This is a genomic window from Thiohalobacter sp. COW1, assembly GCF_016629505.1.
GTDB lineage: Bacteria > Pseudomonadota > Gammaproteobacteria > Thiohalobacterales > Thiohalobacteraceae > Thiohalobacter > Thiohalobacter thiocyanaticus_A.
Map to the genome: position 1 here is coordinate 3,128,571 of NZ_AP024239.1, position 24,748 is coordinate 3,153,318.

The 24,748-nt window shown below is 64.3% G+C and carries 29 protein-coding genes, 2 tRNA genes and 1 pseudogene; 17 read left to right on the forward strand and 15 right to left on the reverse strand.

Going from position 1 to position 24,748, the window contains the following annotated elements; genetic code table 11:
• Positions 1 to 74: 74 nt before the first annotated feature.
• The gene (locus COW1_RS14825; RefSeq protein ID WP_096367217.1) at positions 75 to 1,130 is read right to left on the reverse strand and encodes a rod shape-determining protein; all 1,056 of its coding nucleotides are present in this window, start codon (positions 1,128 to 1,130) and stop codon (positions 75 to 77) included.
• Between the two features lie 321 nt (positions 1,131 to 1,451).
• On the opposite strand from COW1_RS14825, the gene gatC reads away from it, so the two are divergent.
• From gatC to gatB, 3 genes are all read left to right on the forward strand, one after another.
• Positions 1,452 to 1,739 (forward strand): Asp-tRNA(Asn)/Glu-tRNA(Gln) amidotransferase subunit GatC, encoded by a 288-nt coding sequence (gene gatC / locus COW1_RS14830; protein WP_096367216.1) that lies wholly within the window; start codon positions 1,452 to 1,454, stop codon positions 1,737 to 1,739.
• 37 nt (positions 1,740 to 1,776) lie between these two features.
• Positions 1,777 to 3,231, forward strand: a complete 1,455-nt coding sequence (gene gatA, locus COW1_RS14835) for an Asp-tRNA(Asn)/Glu-tRNA(Gln) amidotransferase subunit GatA (RefSeq protein ID WP_096367215.1) — start codon at positions 1,777 to 1,779, stop codon at positions 3,229 to 3,231.
• Between the two features lie 111 nt (positions 3,232 to 3,342).
• Complete coding sequence (gene gatB, locus COW1_RS14840) at positions 3,343 to 4,779, forward strand: Asp-tRNA(Asn)/Glu-tRNA(Gln) amidotransferase subunit GatB (RefSeq protein WP_096367214.1); 1,437 nt, start codon at positions 3,343 to 3,345, stop codon at positions 4,777 to 4,779.
• 366 nt (positions 4,780 to 5,145) lie between these two features.
• On the opposite strand, the gene COW1_RS14845 is transcribed toward gatB, so the two are convergent.
• Entirely contained in the window at positions 5,146 to 5,559 is a 414-nt protein-coding gene (locus COW1_RS14845; RefSeq protein WP_201344623.1) for a Mov34/MPN/PAD-1 family protein, read from the reverse strand.
• 150 nt (positions 5,560 to 5,709) lie between these two features.
• On the opposite strand from COW1_RS14845, the gene COW1_RS14850 reads away from it, so the two are divergent.
• Positions 5,710 to 6,552, forward strand: a complete 843-nt coding sequence (locus tag COW1_RS14850; protein WP_096367212.1) for an HAD-IIB family hydrolase — start codon at positions 5,710 to 5,712, stop codon at positions 6,550 to 6,552.
• Positions 6,553 to 6,656: 104 nt separating this feature from the next.
• Here the strand turns inward: COW1_RS14850 and COW1_RS14855 are convergent, their stop codons facing one another.
• The 7 genes from COW1_RS14855 to hemA form a co-directional block, all read right to left on the reverse strand.
• Positions 6,657 to 7,280 carry a DUF2238 domain-containing protein gene (locus COW1_RS14855; RefSeq protein ID WP_096367211.1) on the reverse strand — a complete coding sequence of 208 codons (624 nt, stop codon included), beginning with the start codon at positions 7,278 to 7,280 and terminating at the stop codon, positions 6,657 to 6,659.
• Complete coding sequence (locus COW1_RS14860; RefSeq protein ID WP_096367210.1) at positions 7,277 to 7,753, reverse strand: hypothetical protein; 477 nt, start codon at positions 7,751 to 7,753, stop codon at positions 7,277 to 7,279. The genes COW1_RS14855 and COW1_RS14860 overlap by 4 nt, the downstream gene beginning before the upstream one ends.
• On the reverse strand, positions 7,753 to 8,535 hold the full coding sequence (locus COW1_RS14865; RefSeq protein ID WP_096367209.1) for a molybdopterin-synthase adenylyltransferase MoeB: 783 nt from the start codon (positions 8,533 to 8,535) through the stop codon (positions 7,753 to 7,755). The genes COW1_RS14860 and COW1_RS14865 overlap by 1 nt, the downstream gene beginning before the upstream one ends.
• A gap of 228 nt (positions 8,536 to 8,763) precedes the next feature.
• On the reverse strand, positions 8,764 to 9,171 hold the full coding sequence (locus COW1_RS14870; RefSeq protein ID WP_096367208.1) for a hypothetical protein: 408 nt from the start codon (positions 9,169 to 9,171) through the stop codon (positions 8,764 to 8,766).
• A 49-nt stretch (positions 9,172 to 9,220) separates the two neighbouring features.
• Positions 9,221 to 10,087 (reverse strand): peptide chain release factor N(5)-glutamine methyltransferase, encoded by an 867-nt coding sequence (prmC, locus tag COW1_RS14875; protein WP_201344624.1) that lies wholly within the window; start codon positions 10,085 to 10,087, stop codon positions 9,221 to 9,223.
• On the reverse strand, positions 10,077 to 11,162 hold the full coding sequence (prfA, locus tag COW1_RS14880; protein WP_096367206.1) for a peptide chain release factor 1: 1,086 nt from the start codon (positions 11,160 to 11,162) through the stop codon (positions 10,077 to 10,079). Before prfA ends, prmC begins: the two co-directional genes overlap by 11 nt.
• A gap of 157 nt (positions 11,163 to 11,319) precedes the next feature.
• Complete coding sequence (gene hemA / locus COW1_RS14885; RefSeq protein ID WP_096367205.1) at positions 11,320 to 12,582, reverse strand: glutamyl-tRNA reductase; 1,263 nt, start codon at positions 12,580 to 12,582, stop codon at positions 11,320 to 11,322.
• A 158-nt stretch (positions 12,583 to 12,740) separates the two neighbouring features.
• On the opposite strand from hemA, the gene COW1_RS14890 reads away from it, so the two are divergent.
• The 12 genes and pseudogenes from COW1_RS14890 (at position 12,741) to COW1_RS14945 (ending at position 21,397) form a co-directional block, all read left to right on the forward strand.
• On the forward strand, positions 12,741 to 14,498 hold the full coding sequence (locus COW1_RS14890) for a tetratricopeptide repeat protein (RefSeq protein WP_201344625.1): 1,758 nt from the start codon (positions 12,741 to 12,743) through the stop codon (positions 14,496 to 14,498).
• A gap of 5 nt (positions 14,499 to 14,503) precedes the next feature.
• Positions 14,504 to 15,103 carry a lipoprotein insertase outer membrane protein LolB gene (gene lolB / locus COW1_RS14895; protein WP_201344626.1) on the forward strand — a complete coding sequence of 200 codons (600 nt, stop codon included), beginning with the start codon at positions 14,504 to 14,506 and terminating at the stop codon, positions 15,101 to 15,103.
• Positions 15,093 to 15,963, forward strand: a pseudogene (gene ispE, locus COW1_RS14900) (4-(cytidine 5'-diphospho)-2-C-methyl-D-erythritol kinase). Before lolB ends, ispE begins: the two are co-directional and overlap by 11 nt.
• Positions 15,964 to 15,967: 4 nt before the next feature.
• Positions 15,968 to 16,042: transfer RNA gene (locus COW1_RS14905), tRNA-Gln, on the forward strand.
• 118 nt (positions 16,043 to 16,160) lie between these two features.
• Positions 16,161 to 17,099, forward strand: a complete 939-nt coding sequence (locus tag COW1_RS14910) for a ribose-phosphate diphosphokinase (protein ID WP_096367632.1) — start codon at positions 16,161 to 16,163, stop codon at positions 17,097 to 17,099.
• Between the two features lie 92 nt (positions 17,100 to 17,191).
• Positions 17,192 to 17,827: a 50S ribosomal protein L25/general stress protein Ctc gene (locus tag COW1_RS14915; protein WP_201344628.1), complete on the forward strand. Its 636-nt coding sequence runs from the start codon at positions 17,192 to 17,194 to the stop codon at positions 17,825 to 17,827.
• Between the two features lie 24 nt (positions 17,828 to 17,851).
• Positions 17,852 to 18,460: an aminoacyl-tRNA hydrolase gene (gene pth / locus COW1_RS14920; protein ID WP_242466447.1), complete on the forward strand. Its 609-nt coding sequence runs from the start codon at positions 17,852 to 17,854 to the stop codon at positions 18,458 to 18,460.
• 10 nt (positions 18,461 to 18,470) lie between these two features.
• Complete coding sequence (ychF, locus tag COW1_RS14925; protein WP_201344629.1) at positions 18,471 to 19,562, forward strand: redox-regulated ATPase YchF; 1,092 nt, start codon at positions 18,471 to 18,473, stop codon at positions 19,560 to 19,562.
• A 62-nt stretch (positions 19,563 to 19,624) separates the two neighbouring features.
• Positions 19,625 to 19,701: transfer RNA gene (locus COW1_RS14930), tRNA-Met, on the forward strand.
• 182 nt (positions 19,702 to 19,883) lie between these two features.
• Complete coding sequence (locus tag COW1_RS14935) at positions 19,884 to 20,249, forward strand: hypothetical protein (RefSeq protein ID WP_201344630.1); 366 nt, start codon at positions 19,884 to 19,886, stop codon at positions 20,247 to 20,249.
• Between the two features lie 3 nt (positions 20,250 to 20,252).
• Complete coding sequence (locus COW1_RS14940) at positions 20,253 to 20,777, forward strand: hypothetical protein (protein ID WP_201344631.1); 525 nt, start codon at positions 20,253 to 20,255, stop codon at positions 20,775 to 20,777.
• Between the two features lie 122 nt (positions 20,778 to 20,899).
• Complete coding sequence (locus tag COW1_RS14945; RefSeq protein WP_201344632.1) at positions 20,900 to 21,397, forward strand: hypothetical protein; 498 nt, start codon at positions 20,900 to 20,902, stop codon at positions 21,395 to 21,397.
• Between the two features lie 10 nt (positions 21,398 to 21,407).
• Here the strand turns inward: COW1_RS14945 and COW1_RS17285 are convergent, their stop codons facing one another.
• Positions 21,408 to 21,611: a KTSC domain-containing protein gene (locus COW1_RS17285; protein ID WP_201344633.1), complete on the reverse strand. Its 204-nt coding sequence runs from the start codon at positions 21,609 to 21,611 to the stop codon at positions 21,408 to 21,410.
• Positions 21,612 to 21,868: 257 nt separating this feature from the next.
• On the opposite strand from COW1_RS17285, the gene COW1_RS14955 reads away from it, so the two are divergent.
• Positions 21,869 to 22,555: an SOS response-associated peptidase gene (locus tag COW1_RS14955; protein WP_201344634.1), complete on the forward strand. Its 687-nt coding sequence runs from the start codon at positions 21,869 to 21,871 to the stop codon at positions 22,553 to 22,555.
• A gap of 47 nt (positions 22,556 to 22,602) precedes the next feature.
• On the opposite strand, the gene COW1_RS14960 is transcribed toward COW1_RS14955, so the two are convergent.
• The 5 genes from COW1_RS14960 to COW1_RS14980 all read right to left on the reverse strand — a co-directional run bounded on the left by COW1_RS14960 (position 22,603) and on the right by COW1_RS14980 (position 24,465).
• Positions 22,603 to 22,794 (reverse strand): hypothetical protein, encoded by a 192-nt coding sequence (locus COW1_RS14960; protein ID WP_201344635.1) that lies wholly within the window; start codon positions 22,792 to 22,794, stop codon positions 22,603 to 22,605.
• Positions 22,795 to 22,953: 159 nt separating this feature from the next.
• The gene (locus COW1_RS14965; protein ID WP_201344636.1) at positions 22,954 to 23,346 is read right to left on the reverse strand and encodes a hypothetical protein; all 393 of its coding nucleotides are present in this window, start codon (positions 23,344 to 23,346) and stop codon (positions 22,954 to 22,956) included.
• Between the two features lie 101 nt (positions 23,347 to 23,447).
• Entirely contained in the window at positions 23,448 to 23,789 is a 342-nt protein-coding gene (locus COW1_RS14970) for a hypothetical protein (RefSeq protein ID WP_201344637.1), read from the reverse strand.
• Complete coding sequence (locus tag COW1_RS14975; RefSeq protein ID WP_201344638.1) at positions 23,786 to 24,115, reverse strand: hypothetical protein; 330 nt, start codon at positions 24,113 to 24,115, stop codon at positions 23,786 to 23,788. Before COW1_RS14975 ends, COW1_RS14970 begins: the two co-directional genes overlap by 4 nt.
• The gene (locus COW1_RS14980; RefSeq protein ID WP_201344639.1) at positions 24,112 to 24,465 is read right to left on the reverse strand and encodes a hypothetical protein; all 354 of its coding nucleotides are present in this window, start codon (positions 24,463 to 24,465) and stop codon (positions 24,112 to 24,114) included. The genes COW1_RS14975 and COW1_RS14980 overlap by 4 nt, the downstream gene beginning before the upstream one ends.
• Positions 24,466 to 24,748 lie beyond the last annotated feature (283 nt).

Consider the following 24,748-nt stretch of genomic DNA (forward strand, 5'->3'; position numbering starts at 1 on the left):
GCCGGGAGGGGGTGAATGTCAATCAACGCACCCCCGCCTCAATCCTCCCCCATCAAGGGGGAGGAGGTTAGAGGTCACCCCTCCAGCGAGAATACGTCCCCGCCGCGCTCGTCCATCATCTCCAGGGCGCGGCCGCCGCCGCGGGCCACGCAGGTGAGCGGATCGTCGGCGACCACCACCGGCAGGCCGGTTTCCTCCATCAGCAGCCGGTCCAGATCGCGCAGCAGGGCGCTGCCGCCGGTGAGCACGATGCCGCGCTCGGCCACGTCCGCGCCCAGTTCCGGCGGGGTCTGTTCCAGCGCCGTCTTGACCGCGCTGACGATGCCGGACAGCGGCTCCTGCAGGGCCTCGAGGATCTCGTTGCTGTTCAGGGTGAAGCTGCGCGGCACGCCCTGGGCCAGGTTGCGGCCCTTGACCTCCAGTTCCTTGACCTCGTTGCCCGGGTAGGCCGAGCCGATCTCGTGCTTGATGCGTTCGGCGGTGGATTCGCCGATCAGGGTACCGTAGTTGCGGCGCACGTAGTTGATGATGGCCTCGTCGAAACGGTCGCCGCCGATGCGTACGGAGGAGGAGTAGACGATGCCGTTCAATGAGATCACGGCCACCTCGGAGGTGCCGCCGCCGATGTCCAGCACCATGGAGCCGCTGGCCTCGTCGACCGGCATGCCGGCGCCGATGGCTGCGGCCATCGGCTCCTCGATCAGGTAGACCTCGCGGGCCCCGGCGCCGGCGGCCGATTCCTTGATGGCGCGGCGCTCGACCTGGGTGGAACCGCAGGGTACGCAGATCAGCACCCGCGGGCTGGGCCGGAAGAAGCGGCCCTCGTGCACCTTGTGGATGAAGTGCTGGAGCATCTTCTCGGTGACGGTGAAATCGGCGATCACGCCGTCCTTGAGCGGGCGGATGGCGGTGATGTTGCCCGGGGTGCGGCCGAGCATGCGCTTGGCCTCGATGCCGACGGCGGCGATGCTCTTGGGGCCGCCCGGGCCGCGGTCCTGACGGATGGCGACGACGGAGGGCTCGTTGAGCACGATGCCGCGCCCGCGGACATAGATTAAGGTGTTGGCCGTGCCCAGGTCGATGGAGAGATCTTCCGAGAAGATCCCGACGAGACGTTTGAAACCCAGCATTGGTTGGTGATGCCTCCGCGAATTTCGGCGTACTGTAGCAACGGGTGGGGGTTTGGGCAAGACAGCTGTCGGCAGGCTGAGGCCGGCATCACAATGATTTCGCTGAAAAGCGGGGGCGCGCGATCGGTCCGGGAGCAGAATAACGCCTTTTCCCTGACAGGGGTGTGAGCAAGGCGGATCCGCCATGCATCACCCTCCCCTCGGTCGCCTCCCGTCAAGGAAGGGGAGAGGCTGGACAGCCTGGCGCTACACCCCGGGCCCGGGGTGTGTTAATTTTCGCGTTTCCCGCAAGCCTGATCAGTCATTCAAGGAGTCGTCCTCATGGCCCTGAAGCCAGCGGAAGTGGAAAAGATCGCGCATCTGGCCCGGCTGGCCATCGATCCGGCCGATGTCGAGGGCTATGCCCGCAACCTGTCCGATATCCTGGCCTTCGTCGAGCAGCTTGAAGCGGTGGATACCGGCGATGTGACCCCGATGGCGCATCCCCTGGAGGCGACCCAGCGCCTGCGCCCGGACGCCGTCACCGAGACTGATCAGCGCACGCACTTCCAGGCCAGCGCCCCGGCCGTCGAGGCCGGCCTGTACCTGGTGCCGCGCGTCATCGAGTAAGACGGTTCGAATTTCAGCGATCAGCAACGGATACCCCATGCATACCAAAACCCTGGCCGAACTGGCCCGCGGTCTGCGCGACCGGTCCTTCTCCAGCGAGGAACTGACCCGCCACTATCTCGAGCGTATCAAACGCCTCGATGGCGGGCTCAATGGTTTCATCACCCTGTGCGAGGACGCCGCCCTGGCCCGGGCGCGCGAGGCCGACATCCAGCTGGCCTCCGGCAGACCCGGGCCGCTCACCGGCATTCCCTTCGCCCACAAGGACATCTTCTGCACCGACGGGGTGAAGACCAGCTGCGGCTCGCGCATGCTGGACAACTTCATCGCCCCCTACGATGCCACCGTCACCGCCCGCTTCAAGCAGGCCGGGGCGGTCATGCTGGGCAAGACCAACATGGATGAGTTCGCCATGGGCTCGTCCAATGAAACCAGCCACTACGGTCCGGTAAAGAATCCCTGGGATACGAATACCGTCCCGGGCGGTTCCTCCGGCGGCTCGGCCGCGGTGGTCGCCGCGCGCCTGGCGCCGGCGGCCACCGGCACCGACACCGGCGGCTCCATCCGCCAGCCGGCGGCCCTGTGCGGCATCACCGGGCTGAAGCCCACCTATGGGCGGGTGTCGCGCTACGGCATGATCGCCTTCGCCTCCAGCCTGGACCAGGCCGGCCCCATGGCCGCCAGCGCCGAGGACGCCGCGCTGCTGCTGCAGGTCATGGCCGGTTTCGATCCGAAGGATTCCACCTGCGTGGACCGGCCGGTGGACGACTACAGCGCCGGTCTGAACAACGACCTCGAGGGTCTGAGGATCGGCCTGCCGAAGGAATATTTCGGCGAGGGGCTGGACACCGGCACGGCGAAGGCGGTGGAGGCCGCAATCGCGGAGTTGAAGAAGCTCGGTGCCGAGCCGGTGGAGATCAGTCTGCCCAATGCCGGCCTTGCTGTGCCCACCTATTATGTGGTCGCCCCGGCCGAGTGTTCCTCCAACCTGTCGCGCTTCGACGGCGTGCGCTTCGGCTATCGCTGCGAGAACCCGCGTGACCTGGAGGACCTGTACAAGCGCTCCCGCGGCGAGGGCTTCGGCCCCGAGGTCAAGCGCCGCATCATGATCGGCACCTACGCCCTGTCGGCCGGCTACTACGACGCCTATTACCTCAAGGCGCAGCAGGCGCGGCATCTGATCGCGGACGATTTCCGGGCGGCGTTCGAGCAGGTCGACGTCATTGCCGGTCCGACCGCCCCGAACACGGCCTTCCGCCTCGGCGAGAAGGTGGACGACCCGGTGACCATGTACCTGTCGGACGTGTTCACCATCGCCGTCAACCTGGCCGGCCTGCCCGGCATGTCGATCCCGGCCGGCTTCGTCGAGGAACTGCCGGTGGGGCTGCAGCTGATCGGCAACTATTTCGACGAGGCCCGGTTGCTGAGCGTGGCGCACCGCTACCAGCAGGTCACCGACTGGCATAGGCGCGTGCCGAAGGGCTATGAGTGATTTGCGGAATTCGGATTTCAACGCAGAGACGCAGAGGCGCAAAGTCTTATACAAGTATTCTTTGCGTCCTCTGCGTCTCTGCGCCTCTGCGTTGAATTGAGGATTTGAGTTATGGAATGGGAAGCAGTCATCGGGCTCGAGATCCACGCCCAGCTGGCGACGAAGAGCAAGATCTTCTCCGGCGCCTCCACCGCCTACGGCGCGGCGCCCAACAGCCAGGCCTGCGCGGTGGACCTGGGCCTGCCCGGGGTGCTGCCGGTGCTGAACGAGGAGGTGGTGCGCATGGCAGCCAAGTTCGGCCTGGCCACGCATTCCACTGTTGCCCCGCGCTCGGTGTTCGCGCGCAAGAACTACTTCTACCCCGACCTGCCCAAGGGCTACCAGATCAGCCAGTACGAGCTGCCCATCGTCCATACGGGGTATCTCGATATCGAGCTGGATGACGGCGAGACCAAGCGCATCGGCATCACCCGCGCCCACCTGGAGGAGGATGCAGGCAAGTCGCTGCATGAGGGCTTCCATGGCGTCACCGGCATCGACCTCAACCGCGCCGGCACCCCGCTGCTGGAGATCGTCTCCGAGCCCGACCTGCGTTCGGCGAAGGAGGCGGTCGCCTACATGAAGAAGCTGCACTCGCTGGTGCGCTACCTGGAGATCTGCGACGGCAACATGCAGGAGGGTTCCTTCCGTTGCGACGCCAACGTCTCCATCCGGCGCCGGGGCGAGCACCGCTTCGGTACCCGTGCCGAGATCAAGAACATCAATTCCTTCCGTTTCGTCGAGCGCGCCATCAACTTCGAGATCGAGCGCCAGATCGAGGTGCTGGAATCCGGCGGCGCCGTGGTGCAGGAAACGCGTCTGTACGATGCCAGCAAGGACGAGACCCGCTCCATGCGTACCAAGGAGGAGGCCAACGACTACCGTTACTTCCCCGATCCGGACCTGCTGCCGGTGGAGCTCGATGAAGCCTTCATCGAGGCGGTGCGCAACAGCCTGCCGGAGCTGCCCGATGCGAAAAAGAGCCGGTTCATGGAGCAGTACGGCCTGTCCGCCTATGACGCCGGCGTGCTGACCGCCAGCCGCGAGATGGCCGACTATTACGAGGCTGTGGTCGCCGCCGCGCAGGTGGACGGCAAGCTGGCCGCCAACTGGGTCATGGGCGAGTTGTCGGCCGCGCTGAACAAGGACGGCATCGAGATCGAGGATTCGCCCATCGACGCCGGCGGCCTGGCCGGGTTGCTCGCGCGCATCCACGACAACACTATCTCCGGCAAGATCGCCAAGACGGTGTTCGAGGCCATGTGGGCCGGCGAGGGCGATGCCGATGCGGTCATCGAGGCCAAGGGCCTGAAGCAGATCACCGATACCGGCGCCATTGAGCAGATGATCCGCGAGGTGATCGCCGCCAATCCGGAACAGGCTGAGCAGTACCGCTCCGGCAAGGACAAGCTGTTCGGATTCTTCGTTGGCCAGGTGATGAAGGCCTCCAAGGGCAAGGCCAATCCGGGTGAGGTCAACAAGCTGCTCAAGCAGCTGTTGAATGAATAGTTGCCTGCGCGACAGCAACACACAGGACGCGGAGACGCAGAGACGCAAAGCTTCGTGAAGCGGAGCGGTATTGGGTGTATCCCGTCGGTGTACTCTCCTGTTCCGTCATTCCGGCGCATGCCGGAATCCAGAAACCGCGGTGGTCAATGGATCCCGGCATGCGCCGGGATGACGGGATTCCTGGGTAGTCCGTAGGCCGGAATAAGGGCTGGATGCCCGTTTCCGGCATTATCCGCGTTGCCGGGAAAGTTGCGCTTATCCCGGCCGGCGAACTCTTCCGGTGGTCACCGGCAGGAGATTGCCACGCCGCTGACGCAGCTCGCAATGACAGGGAATCCGCCAGGTTTGTTCGCGTTCATTCGCGGCTCACGCAATAACGATTACCGCTTCTCTGGCATCACCGCCTCGAATCCACCAGCCCCTGACCTCGGGCGCATCCCGGTCCTGCAGTGAAATGATCAGATTCAGCGCCTCCGGGTAGGCGGCCTGCTCGATGTCTGTGGTCGAGGGGCGCGCCGGTGCGTCCGGATGGGAATGGTAGATGGCGAACAGCGTCTCGCCTTTCTCGCGCATGGTGCGCATGGCGGCGATCTGACCGGCCGGATCGAGTTCGAAGCGCGACTGCGGATGCTGCGCGACATTGGCAACCGGATAGATGTCATAACCGGCCTCCGGCCGGTGTCCGATCAGGCCGCAGACCTCCACTTCCGGCGTGGTCAGCGCTGTCTCCAGTAGCGGCTTGATCAGGGTATGGGGCAGGGTGATACTGCGCGCAGGCATGATGTTCCGTTCTCTGAATATTTTTTGTGAGCATCGTAGGTCGGGTTAGTCCGAAGGGCGTAACCCGACATTGGGTCCGGATTCGTTGGGTTACGGCGCAGTTGCGCCTAACCCAACCTACAAGCCGCATGATAGTCCACGGAGTCCAAGATGTCCGAACGCCTGCTGCTGTGCAGCGATCTCGATCGCACCCTCCTGCCCAACGGCAATCAGCCCGAATCCCCCGAAGCGCGGCCGCGCCTGCGCCGACTGGCGCAGCACCCCGAGCTCATCCTGGCCTATGTGTCCGGCCGTAACATCGATCTGATCGAAGCGGCCATCGAACAGTATCACCTGCCGCACCCGGCCTATGCCCTGGCCGATGTCGGCACCTCCATCTACCGCTGGCAGGGCGGCGACTGGCGCCTGTGGGAGAGTTGGCGGCAGAAGATCGGCCATGACTGGCGGCATTACCGCAACCACGATCTGCGTCCGCGCCTGGACGACATCGAGGAACTGGCGCTGCAGGAGGAGACCAACCAGCACGACTACAAGCTCAGCTACTACGCCATGCCGGACCTGGTCGACAGCGGGGTGCTGCTGGAGCTGCGCCGGCGGCTGCGCGAGCTGCATATCGATTTCGAGATCGTGTGGAGCGTGGACGAGACCAGCAACACCGGCCTGCTGGACATCCTGCCGGCCAGCGCCACCAAGCTGGGGGCGGTGCGTTTTCTGATGCGGGAACTGGACCTGGGCCGGCATCACACCGTGTTCGCCGGCGACAGCGGCAACGATCTGAACGTGCTGACCAGCGACATCCCCGGCGTGCTGGTGGCCAATGCCACCGATGCCGTGCGTGAGCAGGCATTGCGCGAGGCCGGGGCGCGCAACCAGGCCGCAGGCCTGTACTGTGCCGCCGGCGACTTCATGGGCATGAACGGCAACTACAGCGCCGGGGTGCTGGAGGGGCTGGTGCATTTCCATCCCGAGACGCGGGGGTGGCTGGGGGGCTGAGTCGGGCGGTGGGAACGCGGAGCCGGGTAGGATGGGTGAAGGCGCCTGGCGCCGTAACCCATCTTCATGTACATGCCGATGGGTTGCGCTTCGCTCCACCCATCCTACCCTCTGGCGGCCAACTGCCGATCATGCACCCGCGACAGCGTCAGCAGCGCCACCGCCGCCCCGAGCAGCGCCAGGCCCATGTCCGACTGGGTGTCCCACACATAACCCTGGGTGCCGAGGAAGGATTCGGCGGCCTGTTCGTTGACCAGGGCCGCCCACCATTCGATCAGTTCATACAGGGCGCTGATGGCCAGGCAGATGGCCAGGATGAGGGGGGCGAGCCAGCCGCGCACACGGATGACCTCGAACCGCAGCAGGATCTCGCGGGCGACCATGGCCGGGACGAAGCCCTGCAGGAAATGCCCCAGCTTGTCGAAGTTGTTGCGCGGCCAGCCGAACCAGTCGCCGATGACATCGAAGACCGGCACCCGGGCATAGGTGTAGTGCCCGCCCACCATCAGGATGATGGCGAACAGCAGGATCAGGCCGTAGGCCAGCGGGGTGAGCGGGAAATGCCTGCGGGTGGCGATCAGCACCGCCAGGCCGAGCATGGCCGGCAGTACCTCCATCCACCAGGTCAGGCGGTCGTAGGGTTCGATGCCTGACCACACCAGCACCCCGACATAGATTGCCAGCCACAGCCAGCCGGTGGGGCCGGGCAGGAACCGCACGGCCTTCATTGATCCCAGTCCAGCAACTCGCCTCCAGGCGCGGCGCGTTCCCATTGGGCATACAGCACCTGCCAGTCGCCGCCGGTGCGTCGCAAACTGAGTTCGAGGCGCCGGCTGTCGAAGGCCAGGCGTCCGGTGTCGGCCGTGCCCAGCCACAACGCGACCTCGGCCCGGTCGGGGGCGGGAAAGCGGATATCCCGGATGCGGGTCAGCAGCTTCGGTTGCCGGTAGCGCAGAAACAGCAGCCGCAGACGGTTGAGGACCGCGGCGCGGTCGTTGCCGCGGCTGTCGCTGTAGTCCGCGGCGATATGGTCCCTGAACAGGTCCAGGTCGCGGTCCTGGGCGGCCTGCTCGGCGGCAGCGATCAGTTCGCGGATGGCGGCTTCCGGATCCGAAGGTGCTTCCCCGCAGCCGCTCAGGGCGAGCAGCAGAAACAGTGCCGCCAGCGGGCGGGCGAATCGGGCTGTCGCGGGTTGGCGCATCAGCCGGTGCCGGCCGGGTGGGCGGGTGTCTGCACGCGGGTCCCGCTGCACACCGGGCAGTCCGGGTCCGGATGCAGTTTCAGGGTGCGCAGTTCCAGACTGCGGCCATCGAGGATCAGCAGGCGGCCGTCCAGGGGCTCGCCGAGCCCGGTCAGCACCTTGATCGCCTCCAGCGCCTGCAGGCTGCCGATGATGCCGACGATCGGCGCCAGGATGCCGTTTTCGGCGCAGGTCTGTTCGGCCTCCGTGCCGTCGCGGTACAGACACTGATAGCAGGGTCCGGCGGCGAGATCGCCCCGGAACACGCTCAGCTGACCCTCGTAGCGGATGGCCGCGCCCGAGACCAGTGCTCGTCCGGCCTGCCAGCAGGCGGCATTCACGGCGAAGCGGGTGGCGAAGTTGTCGCTGGCATCGACCACCAGGTCGGCCGCGGCGACCGCCGCCTGCAGGGCGGCGTCTTCCAGCCGTTCAGCGATGGGAACGACCCGGGTGTCCGGGTTGATGTCCGCCAGTCGCTCACGGGCCGAATCCACCTTGGGCCGGTCCAGGTCGCGCTGGCCGTGCAGGATCTGGCGCTGCAGGTTGCTTACATCGACCCGGTCCGGATCGGCGATGGTGAGCCGGCCCACGCCGGCCGCGGCCAGGTACAGGGCGGCCGGGGAGCCCAGTCCGCCGGCGCCGATAATCAGCACATGTGCGTCATTCAGCCGCTGCTGCGCCTCGACACCGAAGTCGGGCAGCATGATCTGGCGGCTGTAGCGCAGGAGTTGGTCGTCGTTCATTGGGAGAGTAAACGGTTGCGATATGGCGGGATGGTAGCCCCGGGTGGATCAAAGGTGAAGGGGCGGCAGTGTGACAATGCAGTTTAAGGTGAAGATGTATGCCAGCCCGCATGAGTCGTATTTCACCTTACCCGTCATTCCCGCGAAAGCGGGAATCCAGTGCCTGGCAGGGCAAACGCGCGTTGGATCCCCGCCTTCGCGGGGATGACGAAGTAAGTGCAATCCGGGTCAGAGGTAACGCCGCCAGTGTTCCGGCCGGCCGTCGCGGCAGCCGTGCGGTCGCTGCTGGTATTTCTCGATGAACACGGCCTGGGTGCAGTTGCCGCGGCCGCGCAGGCAGCCCAGCTGTTCCTGCTGGGCCTGTTCGCTGTAGTAGTAGAGGGCGCGCTTGAGCTTGATCATCAGGTTGTTGTCCAGATGGAAGCCCAGTTCCACCAGCAGTTCCTCGATGACCTGCAGGGTGAGCAGGGTGACGTCGTAGCTGACGTGCAGGAGTTCGGGCTGGGCCGGGTGGATGTGGAGCACGCCTTCGACATTGCTCAGGATGAGTGCGGCCGCCTGGGCCTGATGCGGCTCATGGTGGGGGCCGCGAAACAGGATCTCGCGGTGCTTGATGTGTTCCTGCAATTCGCTCATGGCTCCATGCTAGCCGGGTCGGGGCAGGAATCAAGCAGAATTGCCCGCTTCAGCCGCTGCCGGGGTGGCGGGCCGCCGTGGCGCGCGGCTGGCCGGCCAGGTCATGACGGCACTGGATGTCGATAAACCCCTTTTCCCTCAACAGGCTGGCGACGCTGTCGGCCTGGTCGAAGCCGTGTTCCAGCACCAGCCAGCCGCCGGGCTCCAGGTGCTCCGGCGCCTGCATGATCAGCTGTTCGAGAGCATCCAGACCGACGGCGCCGGCGGCCAGGGCGCGGCGTGGCTCGAAGCGCACGTCACCGGCATCCAGATGCGGATCGCGCTCGGCCACATAGGGTGGATTGCTGACGATCAACTGGAAGCGCCGGCCGGCGACCGGCGTGAACCAGTCGCCCTCCAGCAGTTCCAGGTTATCCACCCCGAGACGCTCCCGATTGCGGCGGGCCACGGCCAGGGCGGCGGAAGAGATGTCGATGGCGGTCACCCGGCAGCCGGGGCGTTCCAGGGCCAGCATCAGGGCCAGCGCCCCGCTGCCGGTGCCGAGGTCCAGCAGCGCCCGGTCGGCCCCGACCGGGATCTGCTCCAGCGCCAGTTCCAGGGTGATCTCGGTCTCGGGCCGCGGGATCAGGGTGTCGGGGCTGACTTCGAGTTCCCGCGACCAGAATTCGCGCCGCCCCAGCAGGTGGGCGATGGGATGCCCTGTCAGCCGCTGCTCCAGCAGGGCCTCGGCCTGCTGCCATTCTGATTCGGTGAGCAGGTCCTCGCCATGGGCATAGAGATAGCTGCGCGGCCGGGTCAGTACATGTCCTAACAGGATCTGGGCGTCCAGGCGCGGGGAGTCGCTGCCGGCCTCGTGCAGGCGCTGCGTGGCCCGGCGCAGCCAGTCCTGCAGGGTCTGGGGAACATCACTCGGCATGGATGGCGGCGAGTTGATCGGCCTGGTATTCGCTGATCAGCGGGTCGATCACCGGGTCCAGGTTGCCGGCCAGGATCTCGTCGAGTTTGTGCAGGGTCAGGTTGATACGGTGGTCGGTGACCCGGCCCTGAGGGAAATTGTAGGTGCGGATGCGCTCGGAGCGGTCGCCGCTGCCGACCAGGCTGCGCCGTGTCTGCGCCTGTTCGCTGGCGCGGCGGTCGCGCTCGATCTGTTCCAGCCTGGCCGCCAGCAGCGACAGGGCCCGGGCCTTGTTCTTGTGCTGGGAGCGCTCGTCCTGGCATTCGACCACGATGCCGCTGGGCAGGTGGGTCAGGCGCACGGCCGAGTCGGTGCGGTTCACGTGCTGGCCGCCGGCGCCGGAGGCGCGGTAGGTGTCCACGCGCAGGTCGGCGGGGTTGATGTCCACCGCTTCGGCTGCCTCCAGTTCCGGCAGTACCGCCACGGTGGCGGCCGAGGTGTGGATGCGGCCCTGGGATTCGGTCTCCGGCACGCGCTGGACCCGGTGGGCGCCGGATTCGAACTTGAGCCGCGAGTAGGCGCCCTGGCCGACGATGCGGGCGATGACCTCCCTGTAGCCGCCGTGTTCGCCCGGGGATTCGCTCAGAATCTCCACGTTCCAGTGATGCGTCTCGGCGTAGCGGCTGTACATGCGCAGCAGGTCGCCGGCGAAGATGGCGGCCTCGTCGCCGCCGGTGCCGGCGCGGATCTCGAGGAAGATATTGCTGTTGTCGTGCGGATCCTTCGGCAGCAGATGCTTCTGCAGTTCCAGTTCCAGCGCCTCGAGCCGTTCGGCGGCCGCCCGGCGTTCCTCGCCGGCCATTTCCCGCACCTCCGGGTCCGGGTCGTTCTGCATTTCCTCAGCGCTGTCCAGGTCGGCCCGGGCCCGGCGATAGTCGCCGTAGCACCTGATCACCGGCTCCAGCTGGCTGTATTCCACCGACAGGCCGCGGAAACGGTTCTGGTCGGCGATGATCTCGGGCTGGGACAGCAGGGCGCCGACCTCCTCGAAGCGGTCGCTGAGCTGATCGAGCTTTTTCCGGATCGAGTCCTTCATGCGGACAGACCCGCATATCGTGCAGCGATCCCGTTTCTCCCTTTCCCTCTCCCGCTGTGCGGGCGAGGGAAGGTCGCAGGTGGCCTGCGGCCACCGGTTCCTGGGTAGGGCCGGGGTGAGGATGTCGGGGTAGCAGCGACAGTGAGGGCGCGTAGTGTCATTTCCCGGACTCGTCCAGCCCGAACAGCTCGCGTGCCGCCTCGATCAGTTCGGCGCGGCCATCGTAGCCGGCCTGGCGCAGATTGGCGCTGGGGGCATGCAGCAGCTTGTTGGTCAGGGTATGGGCCAGAAACTCCAGCACCGCTTCGGGTTCCCGGCCCTGGCGCAGCTGGGCCAGGGCCTTGTCCAGGACCTCCCGGCGGCTGGCATCGGCCCGGTCGCGGCAGGCACGGATGGTCTGCACTGCGTCCAGCGAGCGCAGCCAGCCATAGAAGTGTGAAGCCTGCACCTCGATGATCTCCTCGGCCTGATGGGCCGCCTCGCGGCGCGACTTCAACCCCTCCTGGATCACCTGCTGCAGGTCGTCGATGGTGTAGAGGTAGACGTCCTCGAGTTTGCCGACCTCGGGTTCGATGTCGCGTGGCACGGCGATGTCGACCATGAACACCGGTTTGTGCTTGCGAGCCTTGAGTGCGGTCTTGATCGTGTCGCGCCGCAGCACCGGGGTCTGGCTGGCGGTGGAGGCGATGATGATGTCGGCCTCGGCCAGATGGGCGGGGATCTCGTCCAGGGCGATGGCGTAGCCGTTGAACTGGCTGGCCAGGGCGTGGGCGCGTTCGACCGTGCGATTGGCGATGATCATGCGGCCGAGCTGCTGCTCGTGCAGGTGGCGGGCCGCCAGTTCGATGGTCTCGCCGGCGCCGATCAGCAGGGCGGTGGTCTCGCCGAGATCACCGTAGATCTGGCGGGCCAGGCGCACCGCGGCGAAGGCCACCGAGACCGGGCTGGCGCCGATGGCGGTGTCGGTGCGGATCTGCTTGGCCACGCTGAAGGTGTGCTGGAACAGGCGGTTGAGCAGGTGCGAGACCGTGCCCGCCTCGCTGGCCGCCTGGAAGGCATCCTTCAGCTGACCGAGGATCTGGGGCTCGCCCAGGACCATGGAGTCCAGTCCGGAGGAGACCCGCAGCAGGTGCTTGACCGCCTCCAGGTCCGGATGCACATAAACGTAGGGCTGAAGCTGGTCGCGCCCCAGTCGATGATAGGCGGACAGCCAGTCCAGCAGCTGCTGGTGTCCGGTCTGGTCCAGGTGGCAGTAGATCTCGGTGCGGTTGCAGGTCGACAGGATCGCCCCTTCCTGCACCATGGGCAGGGCGGTCAGTTCGCGCAGGGCCTCGGGCATGCGCTCGGGCGGAAACGCCACGCGCTCGCGGATATCGACCGGTGCGGTGCGGTGATTGATGCCGAGTGCGATCAGGGACATGGAAGGGCTGGTGGATGCAGTCGAACCGGAAATTCTGCGGGATATTCCAGGGGATTACAAGAAACCTCTGAACGACCGGAGGGACGCGGCCTGATAGAAATCGGTCGGCAAGTCATCGTACACTGAGGTTTGGATCACGCATTGGCACAATACCCCAGATGAAGACTTCCGTTTCGATCCCGGCCGGATTGCTGGCCGCATTGCTGCTGGGCGGCTGCCAGCACCTGGAACCCCTGGCGACGGCCCCGGAGCCCGCCGGGCCGGCCACCGAGACCGCGCCCGGGGCGGAGGCCGACCAGACTGGCGCGCCGCCGGCGTCCCCGGCCGTGGCCGAGCTTTCCGGCGATGTCCTGTTCGATATCCTGCTGGGTGAGATCGCGGGGCAGCGCAACCGGCTGGATGTGTCGGTCGAGCATTACCTGCGGGCCGCCGAGTCCAGCCGCGACCCGCGCGTGGCCGAACGGGCCCTGCGCATCGCCGCCTTCGCCAAGGATGAGCGCGCGGCACTGGCGGCCTCGCGGCGCTGGGTGGAACTGGCGCCTGACAGCCTGGATGCGCGCCAGTCGCTGGCGGTGCTGGCGCTGCGCGCCGGTATCGAGGACGAGGCCTTTACCCAGCTGGAGCAGATCATCACCGAACTGGGTGCCGGTGACCAGGCCTTCACCGCGGTCACCGGCCTGCTGGCCCGCGACGAGGACCGGCAGGCCGCGCTGCAGCTGATGCAGCGCCTGGCGCAACAGTACCCCGAGCGCCCCGATGCCCAGCTGGCACTCAGCCGTCTGGCCCAGCATGCGGGCAGGCCCGAGGTGGGCATGGCCGCCGTGGAGCGGGCCCTGACGCTGCGCCCCGACTGGTCCGAGGCCCTGATCCAGCGGGCCCGGCTGCGGGTCCAGGGCGGAGAGCAGGAACTGGCCCTGCAGGAACTGGCCGCGGCGGTCCAGCGCCAGCCCGACTCCCTGCCGGTGCGCATGACCTACGCCAGGCTGCTGCTGGAGGCGCGTGAATTCCAGGCGGCCGAACAGCAGTTCCGGCAGGTGGTCGAGCAGGATCCCGAGCACCTCGATGCGATCTACTCCCTGGGCCTGCTGGCGCTGGAAGTCGAACGTTACGATGCCGCCGGGAAACGCTTCGAACGCCTGCTCGAACTGGGCGGGCGCACCCAGGAGTCGCGTTACTACCTGGGGCGGATCAACGAGGCGCAGGACGCGCCCGAGTCGGCGATCGAATGGTATGACCGGGTGCGCGAGGGCGACTACCTGCTGGATGCCCAGCTCCGCTCGGCCCGGCTGCGGGCGCAACTGGGTGAAGTGGAGGCGGCGCGGCGTCAGCTGCATGGCATGCGGGTACGCAATCCCGAGCTGGCCGTGCAGTTGTATATCGCCGAGGGGGAACTGCTGGTTACAGTGGGCGCGGAGCAGCAGGCGATGGACCTGTACGACTCGGTGCTGGACACCATGCCGGACAACCCCGACCTGCTCTATGCCCGCGCCCTGCTGGCGGAGAAACTGGGCCGGCTGACGCAGACGGAGCAGGATCTGCGGCGGGTTCTGGAGGTCGAGCCGGACAATGCCCATGCCCTCAATGCCCTGGGTTACACCCTGGCCGACCGCACCGACCGTTATGGCGAGGCGCTGACTTATATTGAGAAGGCCCTGGCGCTGCGGCCCGAGGACCCGGCCATCCTCGACAGCATGGGCTGGGTGCAGTACCGGCTGGGCAACCTGGAGCAGGCCGAGGCCTATCTGCGCCGGGCGCTGGAGCAGGCCCAGGACGGGGAGATCGCCGCCCACCTGGGCGAGGTCCTGTGGCAGCAGGGCCGTCGTGACGAGGCCCGGGAGGTGTGGGAGGCTGCGCGGGAGGCAGGTGCCGACAACCCGGTGCTCGAGCGGACCATGCAGCGCTTCCTCCAGCCCTGATGCCGGTGTCCGCGCAAGCTGCCCTGCTCCGGTTCGCCGGCCTGGTGCTGGCGGTTGCGCTGACCGGCTGCAGCGGGCTCGCCACCCGCGAACCGGCCCGGGTCCCGGCTGCGGACACCTGGACCCTGGAGGGGCGCATCGCCCTGCGGCTGGAGGAAGAGGGCTGGCATGCCAGTGTCGTCTGGCGGCAGCGGCCCGGGAGTTACCGCCTGCGCCTGCAGGGGCCGCTCGGCCAGGGCGCGCTGGAACTCACCGGCAGTGCGGCGGGTGTGATCCTGGAGCGGGCCGACGGCCGTATCAGCCAGGCCCGCGATCCGGATATCCTGTTGTACCAGGAAACCGGCTGGCAGCTGCCGGTCAGCGGCCTGCGCTACTGGGTGCGCGGCCGGCCGGTGCCGGACATCAAGGCCCGCAGCCGCCATGACGACCAGGGACGGCTGGTCGAACTGCATCAGGCCGGCTGGGATATCCGCTATACCGATTTCTTCCAGACCGGCGCACTGCCGCGCCGGATCGAACTGGTCAATGGCGAGGTGCGGGTCAAGCTCATCATCGATCAGTGGCAGCGCCTGCCGGCCGCAGACGAGGCGGATGATGCGAGTTGAGTCCGGCTGGCCCGCGCCGGCCAAGCTCAACCTGTTCCTGCATATCACCGGCCGCCGGCCGGACGGCTACCATACCCTGCAGAGCCTGTTCCAGTTTCTGGATCACGGCGACCGGCTGGACTTCAGTGTCACCGAGGCTCCGGGCGTGCGGCTGCTCGCGCCGCTGCCAGGTGTGCCCCCGGATCGGGACCTGACCGTGCGCGCGGCCCGCCTGCTGCAGCAGCGGGCCGGCGTGAGCCGGGGGGTGGAGATCCGGCTGGACAAGCGGCTGCCGCTCGGCGGCGGCCTGGGCGGCGGCAGCTCTGATGCCGCCACCACCCTGGTCGTGCTGAACCGGCTGTGGGAAGCCGGGCTGGACGAGGACGAGCTGGCCGCCCTGGGGCTGGAGCTCGGCGCCGACGTGCCGGTGTTCGTGCGCGGCCGCGCCGCCTGGGCCGAAGGAGTAGGGGAGCGGCTCACCCCGGTCGAGGTGCCCGAGCCCTGGTACCTGGTGATCGTGCCCCCGGTCAGCGTCAGCACTGCCGCGGTGTTCCAGCATCCGGAATTGACACGGGATTCCCGCCCAATCACAATATCCGACTTTCTCGCGGGCCGGTCGCGCAATGACTGCGAGGCCATCGTGCGTCAGCTCTATCCCGAGATCGCCGCTGCGCTGGACTGGCTGAACGGCCGGACGCGGGCGCGTCTGACCGGGACCGGCGCCTGCGTGTTCGGTGCCTTCCGCGATCACGCAGCGGCACTGGCGGCGCAGCAGGCCCTGCCCGCCGGCTGGGAAGGCTTCATCGCCCGGGGCTGCAACCGCTCGCCGCTGCATGCCGCGCTGGCAGCGGACCGGATGTGAACCGTCGCTTTGCCATTGAACATTGGGGCGTCGCCAAGCGGTAAGGCACTGGTTTTTGGTATCAGCATGCGCAGGTTCGAATCCTGCCGCCCCAGCCAAACACATCACCGGTCAGCGGCCGAGCCGCTGGCCGTTTTTTAACCGGCCGCATCAATGAACCGGATGGTCACTGCAGACAACAGACGAGGTGGGATGGTGCCTGATGTCGACGGCCGCATGATGGTCTTCGCCGGCAATGCCAATCCGCAGCTGGCGCAGAACATCGTCAACCATCTGCGTATTCCGCTGGGCAAGGCGGTGGTGGGCCGGTTCAGCGACGGCGAGGTGATGGTCGAGATCATGGAGAACGTCCGCGGCAAGGACGTCTTCATCGTGCAGCCGACCTGCGAGCCGACCAACGACAACCTGATGGAACTGCTGGTCATGGTCGATGCGCTGCGCCGCTCCTCGGCCGCGCGCATCACCACCGTGATGCCCTATTTCGGCTACGCCCGCCAGGACCGGCGGCCGCGCTCGGCGCGGGTGCCGATCACCGCCAAGGTGGTGGCCGACATGATCTGCAAGGTCGGCGCCGACCGGGTGGTGACGGTGGACCTGCACGCCGACCAGATTCAGGGATTCTTCGATATCCCGGTGGACAATGTGTATGCCTCGCCGATCCTGCTCGGCGACATCTGGCGCAACAAGCACCCCGATCTGATGGTGGTGTCGCCGGACGTGGGCGGCGTGGTGCGCGCCCGGGCCCTGGCCAAGCGCCTGGACGACGCGGACCTGGCCATCATCGACAAGCGCCGTCCGCGCGCCAACGTCTCGCAGGTGATGCACATCATCGGTGACGTCGAGGGCCGCGACTGCGTGCTGGTTGATGACCTCGTCGACACCGCAGGCACCCTGTGCAAGGCGGCCGGCGCGCTCAAGGAGCACGGCGCCTCGCGGGTGGCCGCCTACTGCACCCACCCGGTGCTGTCGGGGCCGGCGATCAAGAACATCGAGGGCTCGCAGCTCGACGAGTTGGTGGTGACCGACACCATCCCGCTGCGCCCGGACGCGCAGAAGTGCTCGCGCATCCGCCAGCTCAGCATCGCCGAGATGCTGGGCGAGACGCTGCGGCGCATCAGCGAGGAAGAATCCGTCAGTTCGCTGTTCATGGACTGACGCCGGACAGGCCCGGCCTGTCCGTTACGGCCTCCCCTGGTCGCGGGGGAGCAAATGAACGCCGCCATGCGCGGCAACGGGAGTGCAACAACATGAGTATCTCATTCGAACTGGACGCCGAGCTGCGTTCCGACAAGGGGAAAGGTGCGAGCCGCCGCCTGCGTCGGGCCGGCAGACTGCCGGCGATTCTCTACGGTGGCAGCGAGTCGCCCATGCCGCTGACCCTGGACCACGACAAGGTGCTGCACAGCCTGGACTACGAGGCCTTCTACTCGCACATCCTCAAGGTCAAGGTCGACGGCAAGACCCACAGCTGTGTGCTGCGTGACCTGCAGCGCCACCCCTACAAGCCCACCCTGGTGCACGTGGACCTGCAGCGTGTCAGCGGCGATGACACCATCCACATGCTGATCCCGCTGCACATCGTCGGCCAGGAGGTCTCGCCGGGGCTGAAGGCCAGCGGTCTGCTGTCGCACGAGCTGACCGAGGTGGACATCACCTGCAAGGCGAAGGACCTGCCCGAGTACATCGAGGTGGACATCTCCGGGTTGAACCTGAACGAGACCATCCACCTCTCCGACCTGAAGCTGCCGGCCGGCGCCCAGGCCACCGAGCTGTTCAAGGGCGAGGAGCACGACCTGCCGGTGGTGACCATCCATCCGCGCAAGGGCGGCGGTGACGAGGAAGAGGTCGAAGGCGAGGCCGCTGAGGGTGAGGGCGAGGCCTGAGGCCGACCCCGCGGAGCCATACGCGTGTCCGCTGTCGCCCTCATCGTCGGGCTCGGGAATCCCGGTGCCAAGTACGACCAGACCCGGCATAACGCCGGGTTCTGGTTTCTGGACGGGCTGGCCCGGCGCTTTCACTGCACGCTGAATCCGGAGAATCGCTTCCAGGGCGAGGCCGGACGCTGCGACATCGACGGTGCCGACTGCCGGTTGCTCAAGCCGACCACCTTCATGAACCGCAGCGGCCAGTCGGTCGCCGCCCTGGCCGGTTTCTTCAAAATCCCGCCTGAGGCCATTCTGGTGGTGCACGACGAGCTGGACCTGGAACCGGGCACGGTGCGGCTCAAGCGTGGCGGCGGCCATGGCGGTCACAACGGCCTGCGTGATCTCATCGGTGCGCTTGGCAGCAGGGAGTTCCTGCGCCTGCGCGTGGGTATCGGCCATCCCGGGCATCGCGACGACGTGGTCAACTATGTGCTGAATAAACCCAGCAGTGATGACCGCATCGCCATCGATGCCGCCATCGAAAGCGCTCTGCTCGAGGTGCCGCGGATCGTCAACGGCGATCTCGAGGCGGCCATGAACGCGCTGCATCGTCGTCCTTCAGGCGGCGACGGCACTGCCATCAACGTGTGAAGTCACTCATATGGGAATCCAATGCGGTATCGTGGGCCTGCCCAATGTCGGCAAGTCCACCCTGTTCAATGCCCTGACCCAGGCCGGCATCCAGGCCGAGAACTATCCCTTCTGCACCATCGATCCCAACGTGGGCGTGGTGCCGGTGCCCGATCCGCGCCTGGATAAACTGGCCGAAATCGTCAAGCCGCAGCAGGTGCTGCCGGCGACGGTGGAGTTCGTCGACATCGCCGGCCTGGTGGCCGGCGCCTCGAAGGGCGAGGGCCTGGGCAACAAGTTCCTGGCCAACATCCGCGAGACCGACGCCATCGCCCATGTGGTGCGCTGTTTCGAGGACGAGAACGTCATCCATGTGGCCGGCCGCATCCACCCGCTGGAGGACATCGACACCATCAACACCGAACTGGCGTTGGCCGACATGGAAAGCGTGGACAAGGCGCTCACCCGCACCGCCAAGGTGGCCAAGAGCGGCGACAAGGAGGCGCGGGCGAAGCTGGAAGTGCTGGAGAAGGTCAAGGCGCATCTGGATGCAGGCCACCCGGTGCGCTCGCTGGAACTGACCGAGGACGAGCGTAAACAGCTGCGCGACCTGCACCTGCTCACCATCAAGCCCACCCTCTACATCGCCAACGTGGCCGAGGACGGGTTCGACAACAACCCGCACCTGGAAGCCGTGCGCGAACTGGCTGCAAAGGAAGGCGCCGAGGTGGTACCGGTGTGCGCCGCCATCGAGGCCGAACTGGTGGCCCTGGACGCCGAGGACCGGGCCGCCTTCCTGGACGAGCTGGGCCAGGACGAGCCGGGCCTGAACCGGGTCATCCGCGCCGCCTATAAGCTGCTGGGCCTGCAGACCTATTTCACCGCCGGGGTGAAGGAGGTCCGCGCCTGGACCATCCGCGTGGGCGACACCGCCCCACGGGCCGCCGCCGCCATCCACACCGACTTCGAGAAGGGCTTCATCCGCGCCGAGGTCACCGCCTACGACGACTTCATCGCCTGCAACGGCGAGCAGGGTGCCAAGGAGGCCGGCAAGCTGCGCCTGGAGGGCAAGGAGTATGTGGTAAAGGACGGCGACGTGATGCACTTCCGCTTCAACGTCTGAGACGGGCCCGGGAGTGGACATCCGCCCCGCAAACCCCTAGAATTCCGCCTCTTCCCGAATATGGCTACGTAGCTCAGCTGGTTAGAGCACATCACTCATAATGATGGGGTCCCCTGTTCGAATCAGGGCGTAGCCACCATATAATCATATAGTTACATCAAGCTAGGCAGTATCGGGATCCGCAAAATAAGCATAAAATAAGCGCGCTGGTCTGGGTTGCGCTACATGGTGAAGCATTGTGAAAATGCCCGTCTGTAGACCTGTCGCCATTCAAAAATCATGATCATCGCCGATAATCAACGATAACAAGTCTTGTTTTAGATGGGTCGAAAAGGGAAAAAGCAACCCCAGCCAAAAGTAACTTGGGCTCAAGCGTTTCGCGATATTGTGATAGCTGCAATGAATCGCGGCCAGTTGCTCCTTCTAATGGTGGTTGCGGTTGTCATTATTCCAGTGTGGAAAATGACGCCAGAGGAATCATCGAGGCTTGTGTTTGATGTCCTAGAGAATTTGAAAAACGGTAGTATCTTAGGATATATATTGTTCGTGAGTACGGTTTTAGGATGGTTTTTTCATGCTCGGGCGATGCGTCGAATTTATAGCAACGAATATAGGCGCATAGGCAAGGAAAAATCTGCTATTCAGAGCAAGGCGGCTGGTGCAAAGTTTAAATCGAGCGATAGATAAATTATGAGTTACTTCATACTTGTCCTAGCATTTCTTGCGATCCTCCATTTTATCTATGACGGTATTGTATTGCCGTCGATCAGGATGCATTTGAGAAATAAGTTGTTTGCATTGCGGGATGAGTTGCGCCAGATAAAAATATGCGATGAGGAATGCGATCCGCAAGTCTTTAATCTTCTTCATGATGGTATTAATAGGTTCTTAAACCGGCTGCATCGACTGACCATTGATAGGCAGGTTCAGTTTATGCGCGAATATGAGAATGATGACGAGCTTAGGTATGAGATAGATCAGCGTTGGAAGCTTGTCGAATCATGTGAGAATGAGGATGTAACAAGGATATTTGAAGAGGCAAACGACGTATTGAGGGTTGCTTATTTAGCAAATATGGGCGGATGGTTCTTTTACCTGATACCGATTGCGCTAATTGCGTTCTCTCTGAAGAAGCTCTCAAATGAAGCTAGAGAGATGTTTGTTATGCCAAATAGAGAGGTGGATCGACTGTGGCCTGATAGTAAGACCGCATAGCTTCGCGTCTATAGTCCCATGATTGGATTGTCATGTGATGTCTGATCTAGAAATATGTCCCTGCCCCGCAATGCGGGGCTTTTTTATGCCTTTTGTTTAGACCGTTGTTCAGAGGAGGGGGTATGGCGGATCCACATTGGACGAGTTATGTAGGAATGGCCGCTGGTGCCATTGGCGCGATAAGCGGCGTCATTGGTGGAATTTTGGGAATCGTTAGCTATCGCCGGATCAACAAGCTTAAGTCGCTCGACTTGCGCCTTGAGCTTCGTAAGGCTGTAAAGGACCTTTACCGCAAACACCGGGAGATATCAGAGCTTGTAGATTATGCGGATAGGTCGAGGGCGGCGGTAATGGCGGCGACCGGAAGAAGGAGTTCTGGATCAATGCAGATCTGGCAGGAAAACATAGAAAAAGATCTGCAGTATTTGGAAGGCGTGAAAGATGATTATCCCGCTGAGGAAGCAGATTTCACAGAGTTGTTGCCTGAAGAGCTAGAATCACAACTGATCGAAGTGCACGACAAAGAACAAAAGCTTGATGAATTGGCCAGTAACTATAAATCTGAAATTGCATTGGACGATGAAACTCGGAGAGATATTCGGAGGCGACACGGGGGTTGACGGGGTGCTGTCAGTAGCACTGATATCTATCTCGAATATGGTCGTTATAATACGCTCCTTTTGAAATGGCGTTCATCAAGCCTTGATAGACAGGCTCGGGGACTCCACAAAAATCATAAGTGTCGCCCTGTTCGAACGTGATTTTCATCCGACCTGATGCGTGATCATATCCAACGGCGCGGATCGCTGATGAGCTGACGGGTATCATATCCACTCTTTAACTCTCCCCGTGTTGTTCAAGACTAAATAAAGTGTACACAATCCTGCCCGCTAAAATCAGCCCCTGGCGGCGCTTCGCTTGATTCTGAATTACCGCCTTCATCTTACGCCAGAGCTGGTATGGGCCCAGGGGTGCCAGCTGCACGCCGCATGAGCGAATGCGCACGACCAGGCAGGCATGGCCTGCATCGTTGGGCTATCCGGCTGAATTCTGTATATTTCGGGCACTGCCCACGGATCGGAGGCCCTGCGATGTGCGGCCGCTTCGCCCGAACCACCCCGCCGGATCGCTTCGCCGAACTGGCCCAGGCCCGCTGCGAGCTGGAAGACCTGGCGCCGCGCTACAACATCCTGCCGGGACAGCCGGTGCTGGCCTGCCGGCTGGATCCCGCTGGGGCGCGGGAACTGGCACAGCTGCACTGGCCCTATATCCCGCCCTTCGAGCAACAGCCCAAGACCCGATATTCCACGATCAATGCCAAGGCGGAGACCCTGAGCACCAGCCGCCTGTGGCGCTTCCCGTTCCGCCACTTCCGCTGCCTGATCGCGGCGGATGGCTTCTATGAGCCCAGAGACACCGGAGAGAAGCGCAAGCCGCAGTATTACTTCCGCCGCCAGGATGGGCAGCCGTTCCTCATGGCGGGCCTGTGGGGCCACTGGGAGCCGCCAGAGGGCCAGGAAGGGCAAGGCTTCGATTCCTGCGCTATCGTCACCACAGAGCCCAACAGGCTGGTTGGGAAGATTCACCCGCGGATGCCGGCCATCCTGCCGGCAGAGGCATGGGGGCAATGGCTGGACACGGACGCAAAGCCTGAGCAGCTGCAGGGGCTGCTGCAGCCGGCCTCAGGAGAGGGATGGGAAGGCTACCCGGTGGGCTATTACACCCGGGAGGATTCGCCGAAAGTGATGCAACCTGTAGGCGTTTCTTCGACAGAGTGATATATCGCCGGAGTGGCCAGGCAAGCGCACTCGGGGTAATATTCCCTTCATAAGAACCAATAAGAAAAGAAGGAAATCCGCGAATGTCGACTGCCAAAGACAGGTTCGCTGCTGCCATTCAGATCCTTTCGGATGGTAAAGGGCCGCTCAGGTTGAAGCTGCATGACGCGTTTGTCTACCACCTTATGCATATCCACCGCACGGAACTTCCAGAGGGCTGCCATGAGCTCTTCGATCACGTCCACTCCCAAATGACATGCACCACCAGTGACAGGCATTCCCGTGATCTGGTGGCGGACTCCCTGATGGAGATGTCAGATCAGGAGACGGAAGAGGTAGCCGAGAAGATCAGAACTCTGCATTCAATCCTCCTTGGGCTGTAGCCCAGCGGAAGCAGGTCAGGCGTCTGACGATAGGATCCCGGCCATCGTCAGCTGCCCATGCAGCCAATACTGGCCGTTATTCAGCTGGCGGTAGTATTTCTCCACGGAGACATGCAGATCCTTGGCCTTCTGCTTCACGGTGCCGTGCCCGAGATAGTGCTTTACCACGACCTCCCGCACTTCTTCCGGGCATCGGCTGACGCTGCGCTCTATGGTTTCCTCCAGCGGGGCATCGTGGCTGTAGCTGTGATACTGGTTCCGGATCGCCGCGCCGGTAATGCCTTCATCCATGACCCGGCCCAGGGTGCTGCGGGCCGCATAGCCCAGGCCGCCATCGTCTCGGGCCGCGGCCCAGATGGCCCAGCGCTGCATGACCTGCTCAAGGTCGTGAAGGGGGTTGTCTGCCATAAGAATGCCCTAGCCGTTGCCCGGCTCAACCATAGCGGGGCGGGGTGGGATATGACAGCCCCGCCGCAGGGGCGGGGCAGGTGCAGGATGGAAACGCAGACTCAGGAGGCAGCGGGCGGCTGGCCTGTCGGCTTCACCAGCGACGCATGCACCTGATTACGGACCTGCCGGAACGCCTCGTCCCAAATCTCCTGGGTGTCCTCGCCCTCCCTCGGTCCGATGTCGATGCCGCGCAGGCTGTCCATGGCCTCAACCCCGATACCCAGCTTCTCCCGGAGTTGGTTAACGACCAGTCCGATCTGCATCATGTCCTCGAAGTCCGGGAGCTGGTCCTCATAGGTCTGTTCAACAATGCGGTGAATGATGCCGCAGGCGGTCGAGGTGTCCCATAAGACTTTCAGGACCGCCCGCAGGGCCTCTATATCTTCGTTTTCGATGCTCATGCTGCGCCCTCCTGATCCTCAACCTTGATGGCAGGACCTGAGTCGTTCATCCATGCCAGCCAATCCTTGTAGCATCCCTTATACGTCAGGTCCGGATCACGGTCAGGGCCGAGGATATTTAAGCCCGATAAGATCTCCAGCGCCACAGTTGCCGCATTGTTGCCCGCTTCTACAACCATGTCGCGGACCTCGAATTGCTCACCGATGGCGTCATCTGGTTCCTGTGCGGCCTGATACAGTGCCGCGTTCATCCGTGATACGGCCTCATGCAACGCCATCATGGCATGGTCACGGGATACGGTCTTGGTTTCTATTTCTGCGGTCATGCTGCATCCCTCCCTTCTATCATCCGATCAACGATCTTGCGCTCAATGGCGTCCATGTCCTGCACCAGCTCAGTAAGCAGGGACATGGGCTCTTTGGCCCATAGGATGGCGTCGCTTTCTCCGCCGTAGGCTTCATGTAGAAGCCAATTCATCCCGCTCATGGCCTCCATAGCCCGTTGCTTGATGCTCCTGACGTTGCCCAGGGCCTCACGCATTAGCTGCGGGTCGCCATCATCGAAGTTGTTGAATGCTGCGGATTGGCTGAGTAGCGCCTGGAAGGGGTTGCTCAGATCGCGCGGCGCGAGCGGTAGTCCTCGCAGCACGCGGTCAATTTCGTCTTTGTCGCTCATGGTGGTCTCCTTGTGTAACGATTGCTAGTCGAAGATAGCCCAGAATCGCAGCCAAGTGTGGCTATGATTAAGGGTGCCGGGCGCTAGCAACCGCACAAGGACGGCCCGCTCTTTCCCCCGAAGGGTCTTGTATAGAGGCCCACGAATGGGCTGGCCATTGTCTCCAATGGACACGGACGCCCGACATAACAGGGATTGCCCGGATTTCGGGCAAAAAGAAACCGCAAGTCTGTCGGGTGCGGCTTCCGCCTTGTGAAGGGTTGCTAGCCCCGTAAGGCTTAAC